The sequence below is a fragment of the Xanthomonas translucens pv. cerealis genome (assembly GCF_006838285.1).
Taxonomy (GTDB): Bacteria; Pseudomonadota; Gammaproteobacteria; order Xanthomonadales; family Xanthomonadaceae; genus Xanthomonas_A; species Xanthomonas_A cerealis.
This window is the reverse complement of the sequence record NZ_CP038228.1, coordinates 890,076-903,374: the sequence shown is the minus strand read 5'-3', so window position 1 is coordinate 903,374 and position 13,299 is coordinate 890,076. Positions and strand designations below refer to the sequence as shown.

Annotated in this window: 15 protein-coding genes and 1 pseudogene; 8 read left to right on the top strand and 8 right to left on the bottom strand. The window is 68.0% G+C overall.

Annotated features, from left to right (window positions below; genetic code table 11):
* Positions 1-102: 102 nt before the first annotated feature.
* The gene (locus E4A48_RS03975) at positions 103-2,100 is read right to left on the bottom strand and encodes a DEAD/DEAH box helicase (RefSeq protein WP_142741923.1); all 1,998 of its coding nucleotides are present in this window, start codon (positions 2,098-2,100) and stop codon (positions 103-105) included.
* A gap of 159 nt (positions 2,101-2,259) precedes the next feature.
* Between E4A48_RS03975 and E4A48_RS03970 the strand changes: the two are divergent.
* Positions 2,260-2,783 (top strand): annotated as a pseudogene (locus tag E4A48_RS03970) (RNA polymerase sigma factor).
* On the opposite strand, the gene E4A48_RS20890 reads toward E4A48_RS03970, so the two are convergent.
* Positions 2,780-2,947 carry a hypothetical protein gene (locus tag E4A48_RS20890; RefSeq protein ID WP_230812942.1) on the bottom strand — a complete coding sequence of 56 codons (168 nt, stop codon included), beginning with the start codon at positions 2,945-2,947 and terminating at the stop codon, positions 2,780-2,782. The pseudogene E4A48_RS03970 and the gene E4A48_RS20890 sit on opposite strands and share 4 nt — an antisense overlap.
* Positions 2,948-3,041: 94 nt before the next feature.
* Here E4A48_RS20890 and E4A48_RS20885 point away from each other — a divergent pair, with 94 nt between their 5' ends.
* Positions 3,042-3,458, top strand: a complete 417-nt coding sequence (locus E4A48_RS20885) for a hypothetical protein (RefSeq protein ID WP_235426686.1) — start codon at positions 3,042-3,044, stop codon at positions 3,456-3,458.
* Between the two features lie 125 nt (positions 3,459-3,583).
* The gene (locus tag E4A48_RS03960; RefSeq protein ID WP_003478383.1) at positions 3,584-3,805 is read left to right on the top strand and encodes an RNA-binding S4 domain-containing protein; all 222 of its coding nucleotides are present in this window, start codon (positions 3,584-3,586) and stop codon (positions 3,803-3,805) included.
* 579 nt (positions 3,806-4,384) lie between these two features.
* Here the strand turns inward: E4A48_RS03960 and ubiM are convergent.
* Entirely contained in the window at positions 4,385-5,572 is a 1,188-nt protein-coding gene (gene ubiM, locus E4A48_RS03955) for a 5-demethoxyubiquinol-8 5-hydroxylase UbiM (RefSeq protein ID WP_039005382.1), read from the bottom strand.
* 154 nt (positions 5,573-5,726) lie between these two features.
* A complete protein-coding gene (locus E4A48_RS03950; RefSeq protein WP_039005383.1) occupies positions 5,727-6,116 on the bottom strand; it encodes an MAPEG family protein in 390 nt (129 codons plus the stop codon).
* A 173-nt stretch (positions 6,117-6,289) separates the two neighbouring features.
* Here E4A48_RS03950 and E4A48_RS20410 point away from each other — a divergent pair, with 173 nt between their 5' ends.
* The gene (locus tag E4A48_RS20410; protein WP_185910713.1) at positions 6,290-6,457 is read left to right on the top strand and encodes a hypothetical protein; all 168 of its coding nucleotides are present in this window, start codon (positions 6,290-6,292) and stop codon (positions 6,455-6,457) included.
* Positions 6,458-6,470: 13 nt separating this feature from the next.
* Here E4A48_RS20410 and E4A48_RS03945 read toward each other — a convergent pair whose 3' ends face one another.
* The gene (locus E4A48_RS03945) at positions 6,471-7,433 is read right to left on the bottom strand and encodes an IS1595 family transposase (RefSeq protein ID WP_039006527.1); all 963 of its coding nucleotides are present in this window, start codon (positions 7,431-7,433) and stop codon (positions 6,471-6,473) included.
* A 230-nt stretch (positions 7,434-7,663) separates the two neighbouring features.
* Here E4A48_RS03945 and E4A48_RS03940 point away from each other — a divergent pair, with 230 nt between their 5' ends.
* Both E4A48_RS03940 and E4A48_RS20405 read left to right on the top strand, forming a co-directional pair.
* On the top strand, positions 7,664-8,266 hold the full coding sequence (locus E4A48_RS03940) for an SEL1-like repeat protein (RefSeq protein ID WP_142741922.1): 603 nt from the start codon (positions 7,664-7,666) through the stop codon (positions 8,264-8,266).
* A gap of 149 nt (positions 8,267-8,415) precedes the next feature.
* The gene (locus E4A48_RS20405) at positions 8,416-8,724 is read left to right on the top strand and encodes a hypothetical protein (protein ID WP_185910712.1); all 309 of its coding nucleotides are present in this window, start codon (positions 8,416-8,418) and stop codon (positions 8,722-8,724) included.
* 136 nt (positions 8,725-8,860) lie between these two features.
* On the opposite strand, the gene E4A48_RS03930 is transcribed toward E4A48_RS20405, so the two are convergent.
* The 3 genes from E4A48_RS03930 to E4A48_RS03920 all read right to left on the bottom strand — a co-directional run bounded on the left by E4A48_RS03930 (position 8,861) and on the right by E4A48_RS03920 (position 10,962).
* Positions 8,861-9,424, bottom strand: a complete 564-nt coding sequence (locus tag E4A48_RS03930; RefSeq protein ID WP_039005384.1) for a DUF4019 domain-containing protein — start codon at positions 9,422-9,424, stop codon at positions 8,861-8,863.
* Positions 9,425-9,498: 74 nt separating this feature from the next.
* Positions 9,499-9,759: a hypothetical protein gene (locus E4A48_RS03925; protein ID WP_039005385.1), complete on the bottom strand. Its 261-nt coding sequence runs from the start codon at positions 9,757-9,759 to the stop codon at positions 9,499-9,501.
* 87 nt (positions 9,760-9,846) lie between these two features.
* Complete coding sequence (locus E4A48_RS03920; protein ID WP_185910711.1) at positions 9,847-10,962, bottom strand: COG3904 family protein; 1,116 nt, start codon at positions 10,960-10,962, stop codon at positions 9,847-9,849.
* 155 nt (positions 10,963-11,117) lie between these two features.
* On the opposite strand from E4A48_RS03920, the gene E4A48_RS03915 reads away from it, so the two are divergent.
* Positions 11,118-12,590 carry a DNA-3-methyladenine glycosylase 2 family protein gene (locus tag E4A48_RS03915; protein WP_142741920.1) on the top strand — a complete coding sequence of 491 codons (1,473 nt, stop codon included), beginning with the start codon at positions 11,118-11,120 and terminating at the stop codon, positions 12,588-12,590.
* Positions 12,587-13,111 carry a methylated-DNA--[protein]-cysteine S-methyltransferase gene (locus E4A48_RS03910; protein ID WP_068829964.1) on the top strand — a complete coding sequence of 175 codons (525 nt, stop codon included), beginning with the start codon at positions 12,587-12,589 and terminating at the stop codon, positions 13,109-13,111. Before E4A48_RS03915 ends, E4A48_RS03910 begins: the two co-directional genes overlap by 4 nt.
* The last annotated feature ends 188 nt before the right edge of the window (positions 13,112-13,299 follow it).

Below are 13,299 nucleotides of genomic sequence, written 5' to 3'. Positions count from 1 at the left end.
TCGCTGGCGGCGGCCACGATAGGGCTACGACGGCGGCGGCTGCGTGCCGCCGCTGCGTGCGGCCAGGTGAGCGGGGAGACCAACGCTCCCCGCTGCAGCCGCTCAGCGCTTGGGCGGACCCTTGCGCGGCGGGCGATCGCCGGCCTTGTCGGCCATGCGCGTGGTGGCGCCGGCCGGGCGCGGACCGGCCGCGTTCGGCCGCCCGCCGGGCTTGCCGGCTGCACGCGCGAACTTCGGCTTGAACGGTGCGCTGGCACCGGCGGCGGCGGCGTCGAGCTTGCGCATCTGCAGTTGCTGGCCGGACACCCAGACCTTCTTCAGGTGGGTCAGCAGCTCGTTCGGCATGTCCGCCGGCAGGTCCAGCACCGAATGGTCGTCGTGGATGTCGATGCGGCCGATGTATTTACTCTCCAGGCCGGCCTCGTTGGCGATCGCGCCGACGATGTTGGCCGGCTTGACCCCGTGCTGATGGCCGACCTCGATGCGGTAGGTCTCCATGCCCACTTCCGGCTCGCCGCGCGGCGCCTTGGGCGCCTTGTCGCGGCGCGGCGCCTCGAAGCTGCCGACGTCGCGCTGGTAGTCGAAGTCGGGGCCGTGTCCGGCCGGCGCGGGACGCGGCACACGCGGTGCGCGCTCGCCTTCGTCGCGGCGCGGCGGGTGCGCTTCGCGGTCGAACTTGGGCTCGAACTTGGGACGCTCCGTGCGCTCGCCGCGCTCGCGGCGCTCGGCAGTGGGCCGCTCGAAGCGCTCGCCCTGCGGCGGACGCGCCCGCTCCGGCGCCAGCAGCAGCGGCGTGTCGCCCTGCAGCAGGCGCGCCAGCGCCGCGGCCACCTCGACCATCGGCACGTTCTTCTCGGTCTCGAAACGCTGCAGCAGATCGCGGTAGGTGTCGATGCCGCCGCTGGCGATGGTCTCGCTGATCTTCTCCATGAAGCGGGTCACGCGCTGGTCGTTGACCGCGTCCACGCTCGGCAGCTGCATCTCTTCGATCGGCTGCCGGGTGGCGCGCTCGATCGCGCGCAGCATGCCTTTCTCGCGCGGGCTGACGAACAGGATCGCCTCGCCGCTGCGGCCGGCGCGGCCGGTGCGGCCGATGCGGTGCACATAGCTTTCGGTGTCGTACGGGATGTCGTAGTTCAGCACGTGGCTGATCCGCTCCACGTCCAGGCCGCGCGCGGCCACGTCGGTGGCGACCAGGATGTCGAGCTTGCCGTCCTTGAGCTGCTGGATCACCCGCTCGCGCTGCGACTGCTGGATGTCGCCGTTGATCGCCGCGGCGGCCAGGCCGCGCGCCTGCAGCTTCTGCGCCAGCTCGTCGGTGGCGGCCTTGGTGCGCGCGAACACGATCATCGCGTCGAACGGCTCCACTTCCAGGATGCGGGTCAATGCATCGAGCTTGTGCAGGCCGCTGACCGCCCAGTAACGCTGGCGGACATTCGCCGACGTGGTGGTCTTGGAGGCGATGATGACTTCGGCCGGATCGTTCAGATAGGTCTGCGCGATGCGCTTGATCGCGGTCGGCATGGTCGCCGAGAACAGCGCCACCTGGCGCGAGGCCGGCAGCTTCTTCAGCACCGCCTCGACGTCGTCGATGAAGCCCATGCGCAGCATCTCGTCGGCCTCGTCGAGCACCAGCGTCTTCAGCTCCGACAGGTCCAGGGTGCCGCGCTCCAGGTGGTCGATGACCCGCCCCGGGGTGCCCACCACCACGTGCACGCCGCGCTTGAGCGCCGACAGCTGCTGCACGTAGGGCTGGCCGCCGTACACCGGCAGCACCTGGAAGCCGGGGATCGCGCCGGCGTAGCGATGGAACGCCTCGGCGACCTGGATCGCCAGCTCGCGGGTCGGCGCCAGCACCAGCGCCTGCGGCTTGCGCTGGTTGAAGTCCAGCCGCGACAGGATCGGCAGCGCGAACGCGGCGGTCTTGCCGGTGCCGGTCTGGGCCTGGCCGAGCAGGTCGCGGCCGGTCAGCAGCGCGGGAATGGTGGCGGCCTGGATCGGCGACGGCGACTCGTAGCCGACATCGGCAACGGCCTTCATCACAGCAGGCGAGAGGCCGAGATCTGCGAACAGCAGCGGCGCGGGGGTATCTTGGGACATGGGAGACTCCGGAGGCGCCGCAGCGAGCCGGCAGGCGCAAAGAGGCGCATTGTGCGCCTTGGCGGGCCACATGTCTAAACAGGGTGAACGAGGCCGTTCAGGCGTGAGAAACCTCGGCGTGCCGCGAATCACTTTGCAGATCTTTGCGCGACCCGCTCCATGCCCGACGCTCCCAACCCCGCCGCACCGTCACCGGCCGACTGCGCCATGCTGTTCCAGGCGCACCGCGGCATCGCCGCGAAAGTGGCCGGCAGCTATTGCCGGCACCCGGACGACCGTGCCGACCTGATCCAGGAGATCGCCGCGCAGGCCTGGCGGCGTTCCCGCGCTACGACCGGCAGCGGCCGTTCTCCACCTGGCTGTACCGGATCGCGCTGAACGTGGCGATCGGCGCGTTGCGCGGGCGCAGCCGCGCGCACCGCCAGACCCTGCCGCTGCAGGACCTGGACATCGCCGACCCGCACGCCGCCGACCCGGAGCGCGAACGCCAGGTGCAGGCGCTGTGCCGCTTCATCGCGCAGCTGCCGGCGCCGGCGCCGGCGCCGGAGCGGGCGCGGGCGCGGGCGCTGCTGTACCTGGACGAGCGTCCGCAGCGCGAGATCGCCAAGATCCTGGGCATCGGCGAAAGCAACGTCTCCACCAGGATCGGCCGCCTCAAGCAACGCCTACGCGACGAACTCTAAAACCCCCTACACAGGAACCCACCATGCATCCCGACGAACTGAAACACGCATGGCAGGCGCTGGAGCGGCGCCTGCAGCGCCACGACGACCTGCACCTGCAGCATATGCTCGATCGGCGCGTGCGCGGCAGCCTGCGCCCGCTGTTGTGGGGTCAACTGCTGCAACTGCCGTCCAGCCTGGGCTGCATCGCCCTGACCGGCCTGCTGTGGAGCCGGGGCGGCGCGCTGCCGGCGCCGCTGATCGCCGCCGGGGTGGCCGGTGCATGCCTATGGCGTGATCGCCGTGGCGATGGCCGGCATCGTCCTGGGCAGTCTGCTGCATCTGGACTACAGCGCGCCGGTGCTGAAGATCCAGCGCCAGATCGCGCATACCCGCCGCTGCTACGTGCGCAGCGCTGTGGTGTGCGGGCTGTCGTGGTGGCTGCTGTGGGTGCCGCTGCTGATGCTGCTTGGCGCGCTGGCCGGCATCGATCTGCAGGCGCGGGCGGCCGGCCTGGTGTGGACCGGACTCGGCGTGGGGGTGGCCGGCATCGCCACCAGCGTCTGGCTGTACCGCTGGTCGCGCCGCCCCGGCCGGCCGCGGCTGACGCGGATCGTCGACGACCTGCTCGGTGGCTGCAGCTTGCGCCAGGCCAGCCGCCTGCTCGAGGAGGCCGAGCGCTTCGGCCACGACTGAGTGCGGCCGCCGCTGCACCGCGATGCGGGCCGGGTTTGTCCATCGCCGCGCGTGGCGGCGCGAAGTCCGAGCGTTTCGCCCGCGAATGACCGACAATGAGCGCCGATTTCCGAACAGCGTCCCCCATGCAGACCATCGATCTCCAATTAGAAAGCGACTACGTCGAACTCAAGCACCTGTTGAAACTGACCGGCGTATGCGACAGCGGCGGCGCGGCCAAGACCGTCATCAGCGAAGGCCAGGTGCGCGTGGACGGCGAAGTCGAGCTGCGCAAGGCCTGCAAGATCCACGCGGGCCAGGTGGTCGCGCTGCACGACGTGCAGATCCGGGTGATCGGCAAGGCATGAGCGCAGGCGGCGCGGCCGTTGTGCCTGTCGCACTCCATCCGCGGCGGACATGCCGAAGGCAGCGGCGTCGTCTTCCTGCGCCTGCACGCACTGGATAGCCGGCGCGGCGACTGCATCTGCGCCACACCGGCTGCGCCTGGGCCATCGCCCGGATCGAAGCGGCGCAACGCGCGGGCGATGTGCAACGCGGCCTCGCCCCGTTCATTGCCGGGGCGGATGAACGCCGCCTCGGCGGCGCGCCACAACGCCAGGCGCTTTCTGGCATCTGTGCCGGGCAACGATTTTTTTGCGGGAGCGACTTCAGTCGCTCCCACAATTGCTTCGCCAAGCGAATAGGACAGCCGGCATCCGCCTGCCGATCTTCAGGCCATGGCACCAATACCAGGTGGCGCTGGCTTTTTTAGGAGCGGCTTCAGCCGCGACCGGAACTTTCCTGGTAACGCCCGGTCGCGGCTGAAGCCGCTCCTACAGGGTGCAACTTCGCAACAGAACCGGTGTGCGGTAGCCTGGTTGCTCGGCTTTCGCTGTGACTCGCCGAGCAACGGCACAGGCCTCCCCGGCATCCCGCGCGTGCGCGCCTCAGCGCGCATGCGCCGCACCGCGCTGGGTCAGGTGCGCGGCGATCGCGCGCTTGAACGGCGCCACCCGGTCGGCCACGCGCAGCGCCACGTTGCGCAGCGCGCGCGCCGGCAGGCGGTCGTCGGTGTACAACGCGGCGATCGCATTGGTCGCCTCGTACAGCGGGCGCGTGGCCAGGCGGTGGCTGCGTTCGTAGCCGGCCAGCAAGGCCGGCGCGGCGATGTCGCGGCCCTGCGCCGCTGCCGCATGCAGCGCACGCGCCAGCCGCGCCTGGCTCTGCAGGCCGAAGTTGAACCCGTGCGCGGTCACCGGATGCATGCCCACCGCGGCGTCGCCGATCAGCGCGTAGCGCTTGCCGACGAAGCGCTGCGCGTACACCGCGACCAGCGGATACACCTGCGGCCGCACGCTCGGCGTCATCGCGCCGAGCCGGTGTTCGAAGCGGGCGCCGATCTCCGCGCCCAGTGCGGCGGCGTCCATTTCCAGCAGCGCCTGCGCGCGCTGCGGCGGCAGCGTCAACACCGTCGAGGCCTGGTTGCCGTGCAGCGGCAGCAGCGCCAGGGTCTGGCCGTAACCGAACCACTCCCAGGCGGTGTGGTGGTGCGGGCGCTCGTGACGCACCCGGCACACCAGCATGCTGCGGCCGAAATCGCGCATCTGCGCGCCGATGCCGCACATGCGCCGGGTGCTGGAGAAACGGCTGTCGGCCGCCACCACCAGGCGCGCGCTCAGCGCCTGGCCATTGGACAGGGTCAGCTGCGCCTGCGTGTCGTCGCAACGCAGCGCCTGCACCGACACGCCGTCGAGCAGGCGCAGTCCCGGTTGCGCCTGCACCGCCGCGAACGCGGCGCGACGGATCAGGTGGTTGGGCACTAGCCAGCCCAGGTCGCCGTGGCGGTCCTGACGGGTGGCGAAGGTCAGCGCGAACGGCGAGGAGCCGTTCATCACCCGCGCATCGCGCAGCGGCGCGATCGCATCCGGATCGATCCGCGACCACAGGTCGAGCTGTTCCAGCAGGGTGCGCGAGGCGTGGGTCAACGCGATCTCGCGGCCGTCGAAGGCGGCCGCGGCAAGGGCCGCGCGCGGCTGCGGTTCGATCAGCGCCAGCGACAGCCCGCTGCCGGCCAGCGAACGCGCCAGGCACAGGCCCACCGGGCCGGCACCGACGATGGCGATATCCACATGCATGGCGGCGCTTCCGGTAGTAGACGCGGCCAGCATAAACCCGCGGCGCGAGGCGGCATTGATCTGGATCAGCGCTGCGGCAAACGGTCGCAGCGCAATGGGTCAGGCCCCCGCTGCGGCCGCGCCCCGCACGGCGCGCAAGGCCGCGGGCGCGGCTTCAGAACAATGCCCACACCAACTGCAGGATCGACCACAGCGACACCGCCCACACCAGGCTGCGCAGATAGGGCACGCCGGCCGCGTACAACGGCACATAGGCCAGCCGTGCCCAGAAATACAGCTGCGCGGCCAGTGCGGTATGCGCACTGCCCTTGCCCATCGCCACCACCGCCAGCGCCGCGGCGGCGAACATCGGGAAGGTCTCCAGGAAATTGCGCAGCGCGCGCTCCAGGCGCCCGGCAACGCCGGCGGGCGGCGCCTGCGGCGCGTCGCGTGCGCCGGCATTCCACTTCAGCCCGCGCTGCGCGGTGATGAACGCGGCGGCCAGCAGCAACTGCACGATCCCGAGCAGGATCGCCCAGGCCAGCATGCGGATTTCGATCGTCATCGGAGCCTCGGGCAGTTGCGGAAAGGCAAGTATCACACGGCAAAGCCGGGGGACTCTCGCGATTGGTCTAGAGCGAGAAGCCTCGGGAGAGGTCTCGGGCATGGTTTATCAAGCTATTGCCATGTAAAACACATTTCGATATTCTTCGCAAAATAAACATGGAAGTCATGGTTATGAAGAAAAAGCAGCTCACCATCGTTGTTATTTTGCTTGGCGCCGCCTTTATAATCGCGCTATTTTTCTATTATTTTAAATCCAAGAATAATAGCAATGTGATTGACAGCACTGCAGCCAGCGATCGACCTGAGTCACCAGCATTCAAAAGTCAAAATACTTCCTGATTAGCCCCGACTCTCAGCCATGAAAATTGCTCGCTGCACGTAAAACCGGCTCTGGGCATGGTGTGGATTGCATCATGGCCGTGGCAAGTCGTGGCAGCATCTCGCGCAAGCGGAATCGACGATTAAAACGATAGGCCGCTTCTCCCAGGTAACGCCTTGCGTATTTGCCTTGCGCGATGGCGTGATACACGCCACTGATGGCGCGTTTGAGATTGCCCAGCACCACGTTGAGCCAACGTGCACCGGCCGTTTCGGTCGCGGCACGACCACCGCCAGTGTCCAGCGTGGTGTGCGCGTGGCCGGCGTCTTCTAGCCGGCGCAAGCAGGCCAGCCCATCGGTGTAGACCTCGCATTCGGGCGCCAAGCGACGGGCAATCCAGTCCTGCAGCGAGGTGTTATCGAAGCTGCGCACCGGCTCGATCACCACAAAGCGCGGCGCGGTGAAGGTGGCATCGGTCTGCACCGCAATCAGGAACGCTTGTTTGTTCTCTGATCCGCGTCCGGCCTTGCCACCGTTACGCTCGCCGCCGAGATAGGCATCGTCGATCTGCACGAAACCCGCCAGTTTCCGCATGGATTCGCGCTCGGCCATAACCTGCATGATCTTGTGTTTCATCCGCCAGGCCGTCTTGTAGTTGACGCCCAGATGCCGCATCAACTCCAGCGCGGCCATGTTGGTGTTGGTCGAGGTCAGCAGGTGCAACGCCAGCATCCAGGTGCGCAGCGGCAGTTTGGTGCCTTCGAACATCGTGCCAGCGATCAGGCTGGTCTGATGCCGGCACGCGCTGCATTGGTAGTAGATCGCAGCACCCCGCTTGAAACGCGACCGCGCCCGTCCAGCACAGGATGGGCAGCGAAATCCCTGCGGCCAGCGCCACTTGTAGAGCGCGCGATAGCACTTGGCCTGGGTGCCGTAGGACGCGAAGAACTCAGACATCGACAATCCAGCTTGGAACTGCACGGCATTGATGCTCATCAGGCCACCTCGTTGGCTTCAGGTGACAGCAGCATCCACCCAGCGCGGCGCAGATCCTGCGACAGGCAGCTGAAGGTCAGGGCTAATCAGGAAATACTTTAAATGCACTTACAACCACGGATAAGGTGCCAGCGAAGTTCACTCACATGGTAGGGCCAAAGGCGTTTGTCATAACTCGGACTGGTGACTTTCGACCCCATGGGAATGCTCTGGATTACGTCAACTCCCTATTGGATTCGTCCAAAAAAGGGAACGCTCTCGCCACGTTCAATATCTACCTGGCAGTTCTCGACTGTAAAGGCGCGTATTCCACAGATGATCTAAACAGCTTCAATGCCATGCAGGAAGCTGGTGCCGGTAAAAATTTCCTGAGAGATTACGAGCGGAGACTTGATGAATGCTCAAGTTTAGTTGGAAATAACGAGATCATGCAGGGGGAATGGCTCATCACAGCTGCGCAACAGGGCTCTATTGAGGCAATGATTCTGTATTCCATAGATACCAACTCAGCCATTGGGCCCTCAGACACTTTCATCAAAAATCCCGATAAAGTAATTAAATGGAAAACCAACGCCATGGGTTTTCTCGAAAATGCTGCATCCAAGGGTAGCATTGATGCAATCATAAGACTGGCTGACGCTCATGAAAACGGAATACTCGCAAAAGAAGATAAAGCGACCGCCTACGCATATTATCTGGCCGCTCAGAGAGCATACCCGAATTCCGTTTCAAGCGGAAATATGAAACGTTATCAAAGCTCAGTGAGAGTCGATCAGCAGCAGGCGGCAACCAATAGAGCAAACGCGATATATCAATCCTGCTGCGCAAACTAGGAATGAAATTATGTCGAACGGAGCGATTAAAAGGAAATTTTTTATCGGCAGGATTTATCGCATTGGGGCTAGCAGGAATTTATGCTTACGCCGATGAGTCCAAGATGTATGGGCCACATGCCCGCTCAACATGTAAGGTCGACACCCCGATGGCTGATTCCAATACCAAGGATTATATTAAGAACAAAGTTCCGGAAATGGAGAACAAATTTTTTCCATCACATGTTAATGTAGGCGATAAGATCGTAGTATGCAATGCGAATGCATGTGTCACCCATATGAACACCAATAACAACGATTGGCTCGGCAATAAAGCGGTACCAAGGACCACTAGCAGTAACGGCGGCGGTGGCGAAGGTGGTGGTGGTGGTGGTGGTGGCGGCAGTAACGGCGGTGTGAACTTACCGGGCGGCTGTATAGGACATTGCAATGGCACTGTCACCGTATGCAGGAGGTAAGTATCCCACGGCAAAGCCCGGGGCTTTAGATGTATGAGCCGCTCAAAGCGGCTGGCGGGGGCGCTGCGCGCTCCCCTTGGATGGGCCGCCTTAGGGCGGCCCTTGTGATTGGTCTAGGGCGCGACGCGTGCGCGCGTCAGGTCGGCGGACCGACGTGGTAACCGACCAGGCGCCAGGTCTTGTCCTCGTCCAGGCGCAGCGAGACCAGTTCGCGCACCGGCTGCGGCGCGTTGGCGAACCGGCTGGGGAAACTGACGTTGACGTAGACCCCCGGCGGCACCTGCGACCCCGCCGTGTACTGCACCCGCGCCACGCTGGCGACGCCGCGGCCGAGCAGCGCGCCCAGGCGTGCACGGTCGGCATCGACCTGGCGCACGAACGCCTCGCGCGCGACCGCCTTTTTGGCCACCGCCGATGCGCCATCCCACAGCTCGCCGCTGCGGCCGGCATCGACCAGCTGCGCGGCGCGCAAGCCGGCCTGCGCCATCTGCGCGTCCTGCTTGGACAGCGGCCCCGGCGCGGCAGGATCGGCATGCCTGGCCGCGGCGGGCTTGGCGGCGGCGGGCTTGGGCGCCACAGGCTGAGCCGGCGCTGACGGCGCAGGGACGCTCTGCGTCGGTGCGGTCGGTGCGGTCTGCGCCACTGCCGCGAACGCGGCAGCGGCGAGCAACGCAAGCAACAGGCGAAGGAACAACGGCATGGGCATCGCTCAGGCAGCGCGGTGACGGCGGGGGCCGCAGTCTACGCCGGCCATGCGCGCCTGCGCAGCGCTGCTCACGGCTCCTCGCCCGGCGCGGCCGCGGCCACCGGCACCGCGTAGCGCTGCCGGTGCCAGGCATGCCAGCTGACCCCCAAGGCCCAGGCGGTGCCGCCCAGCAGCCCGGCCAGGCTCAGCAGCGAGGCCATCCGCGCGATGATCTGCGCATGCGTGCCGCTGGCGAAGTGCAGCAACAGTTCGGCGACCAGGAAGCCGCCCAGCACCAGCAACGCCGGCGGCAGGTACAGCCGCACCATCAGCCTGGTTCCGATCGCCATGCGCCTGCTCCCGAAGTGAATGGCGCGGACGCTAGCGCCGCCCCGGTGCCTGGCACGTGAACGCCGGGCGCAGCGCGCAGCCGGCGTTCAGGCGCCGGGCGAGGCCAGCGGCAGCGTGGCCACGTCGATTTCCGACAGCGGGCTTTCCGCCGGGCAGGCCTGGTCGGGGAAGCCGAAGCGCTGCTTCAGCGCCTGGCCGCAGGCGGTCAGCGTCTCCAGGTCCACGCCCTTGGCCTTGCACTCGTGGTCGAACGCGATCAGGAACGCGTCCTTGCGCCGCACGAAGTCGTCGCCGCACTTGCGCAGCTGCTTGATCCGCTCCAGGTCGTCCTGCACCGCGTTGGTGCCGTCCAGCCCGTATTGCTTGAGTTCGTCGTTGCTGAGCAGGCGCAGGCTGCGATTGGGTACGGTCATCATCAGGTCGGCCACCGCCACCGCCACGCCGTTGCGCTCCAGGTAGTCCTTGACGTTGCCGTAGACCTCCTGCAGCTCGCGGTTGAGTTCGCCGCGCGAGGTCGCCGTGGAGCTGATCCGCATCATGCGGTGGATGCCGACCTTGCCGGAGATCAGCCGGTTGTCGCCGGCCGCGAGCACGAACACGCAGGCGCTGTGGCAGATCGAACCCTCGCGTACCCAGATGGTCCAGCCGGACTCGCCGATCGCATCGCCGGCGCGGATCGCCGCCTCGACCTGGCCGCCGCTGGAATCCAGGTCCAGCACGCGCTTGCCAATACCGGCGTGCGCGGCGACCTCGGCCAGGCGCTGCACCATCGCGGCGAAACCGGCGTTGATCTTGCCTTCGTAGCGCACCCGCAGCAGGCCGCGCTCGCGGCATGGCGCCAGCGCCGCCTCGATGGTCGGCCGGTCCAGCCCGGCCAGCGCCTCGCCGTCGCCGGCCGCGGCCGCGTAGTCGGTGGCACAGCTGACGAAGGCCTCGCCGTTCTCCAGCGCGGCCGCGTCCCACAGGTCGGTGTCGGCGTCGTTGGCCGGTTTCGGCTTGGCCGCAGGCGGCGGCGCGGGCGGCGGCGGCGTCCCAACCGAGACCATGTGCTCGCCATCGCCGGGCGGGCTGTCGGCCACGGTCCTGCCGGCGGACGGCGCGCCCGGCTGGCACGACAACAGGCCCGCACAGCACAGCGACAGCCACCAGGTTTTGCAGGGGAAAGACAAGACAGGGAAATCCGCAGCGGAGAGGCGGCGCATGGGCGATGCGCAGCGCTAGTCTAGTGCCGATGTGCATGCGCTTCCCAACTGCGCCTAAACCGTCGGCAGCGCACCGCCAGCGGACGCGCCGGGGTTGCCGCAACCATGTCCGAAAATGGCGAGTCCGCCGCGCCGGCGCGGACTAGACTGGCGCCATGTCCCAACTCAGCCTCGACGACCGCGCCCGCTACGATCGCGCCCGCCTGGCCCGCGATGCGCGCTTCGACGGGGTGTTCTTCACCGCCGTGCGCAGCACCGGCATCTATTGCCGGCCGGTCTGCCCGGCGCCGGTACCCAAGCGCAGCAACGTGCATTACTACCCCAGCGCCGCGGCCGCGGCGGCGGCCGGCTACCGCCCGTGCCTGCGCTGCCGGCCGGAGCTGTCGCCAGACGCGCAGCAGCACCTGGGCGAGGAATCGGTGCGACGCGCACTGGCGCTGATCGCCGACGGCGCACTACAGGACGCCAGCGTCGAACGGCTCGCCGCCGAGATCGGACTCAGCGCGCGGCAGCTGCAGCGCGTGTTCGTCGGCCAGCTCGGCGCCACCCCGGCGGCGGTGCATGCGACGCGACGCCTGCTGCTGGCCAAGCAATTGTTGACCGAGACCGCGCTGCCGATCACCCAGGTGGCATTGGCGGCCGGCTTCAACAGCCTGCGCCGCTTCAACACCGCGTTCCTGGAGGGCTGCGGCATGCCGCCGTCGGCGATCCGCAAACAGCGCGCCGAGGTGCCCGGCGGCGACCTGCTGCTGCGCCTGGGCTACCGCCCGCCGCTGGATTTCGCGGCGATGCTGGCGTTCCTGCGCAAGCGCGCGATCCCCGGCATCGAGCGCATCGGCGAGGCCAGCTACGAGCGCGTGCTCGGCCCGCTCGACGCCTCCACCAAGATCCGCGTCGAAGCCGACCCGCAGCGCCACGAACTGCGCCTGCAGATCGCCGCGGCCGATCCGCGCGCGATCCCCGACATCGTGCGGCGGGTGCGCCGCATCTTCGACCTGGACGCCGACCTGCGCGCGGTGCACGCCACGCTCGGCGCCGAGCCGCTTTTGGCACGCGCGATCGCGCGGCGCCCGGGACTGCGCGTGCCCGGTGGCTGGGACGGCTTCGAAGTGGCGGTGCGCGCGGTGCTGGGCCAGCAGGTCAGCGTGGCCGGCGCAGCGACCCTGGCCGCGCGTCTGGTCGAGCGCCACGGCGCGTATCGACCGGGCCAACCGCCCGGCATGGACCGCGCATTCCCGGCGCCGCAGGATCTGCTGGAGGCGCCGCTGGAGGCGATCGGCCTGCCGCGCTCGCGCGCCGCCACGCTCCGCGCGCTGGCCGCGGCGGTGGCCGACGGCCGCCTGCAGTTCCGCTCCGGTCAGCGCCTGTCCGAGTTCGTCGAGCGCGCCACCGCCCTGCCCGGCATCGGCGCCTGGACCGCGCACTACATCGCGCTGCGCGCGCTCGGCCAACCCGATGCGTTCCCGGCCGGCGACCTGGTCCTGCAACGCATGCTCGGCGCCGACGGCGCGCGCCTGAGCGAACGCGCCACCGACGCCCGCGCGCAGGCCTGGCGGCCATGGCGCGCCTATGCCGTGCTGCACCTGTGGCATCTGGCCGGCGACCCACCCGAAGAGAGTCCCCAATGACTGAGCAACGCCTGTACTACGACGCCTTCGCCACCCCGATCGGCGAATTGAGCGTGGCCGTCGGCGACGACGGCTTACGCCACATCCTGTTCCAGGAGAACCGCTACGACGCGCGCGGCCGTGCCGCCTGGATCCGCGACGCGGCGCCGGTGCGCGCAGCGCGCGAGCAGTTGCTGGCGTATTTCGCCGGCGAACGCACCCACTTCGACCTGCCGCTGGCACCGCGCGGCACCGCCTTCCAGTGCCGCGTGTGGCAGGCGCTGGCGCAGATTCCGTTCGGCGCGACCTGGAGCTACGCGCAGCTGGCGCGGCATATCGAGCAGCCGCGTGCGGTGCGTGCGGTCGGCGCCGCCAACGGCCGCAATCCGCTGCCGATCGTGCTGCCCTGCCATCGCGTGATCGGCGCCAACGGCACCCTGACCGGCTTCGGCGGCGGCCTGCCGACCAAGGCCGCGCTGCTGGCGTTGGAGCGGCGTGGCGCCGACCCCGCGCACGGCGCGCCGGCAGCGTTGTTCGACTGAGCGGCGGTGTCCCAACTCCGCGAGACGCTTCGCGCCGTATCCTCACCCCAACCCCTTTCCCGGGGGGGGAGAGGGGCCGTGGTCCCTTCTCCCAACGGGACCATGGCCCCCTTTTCTGGAGAAGGTAGCCCGCAGGGCTGGATGAAGGTACGGGCGCGCCTCGTGCACCCAACTCCACGAAACGCCCC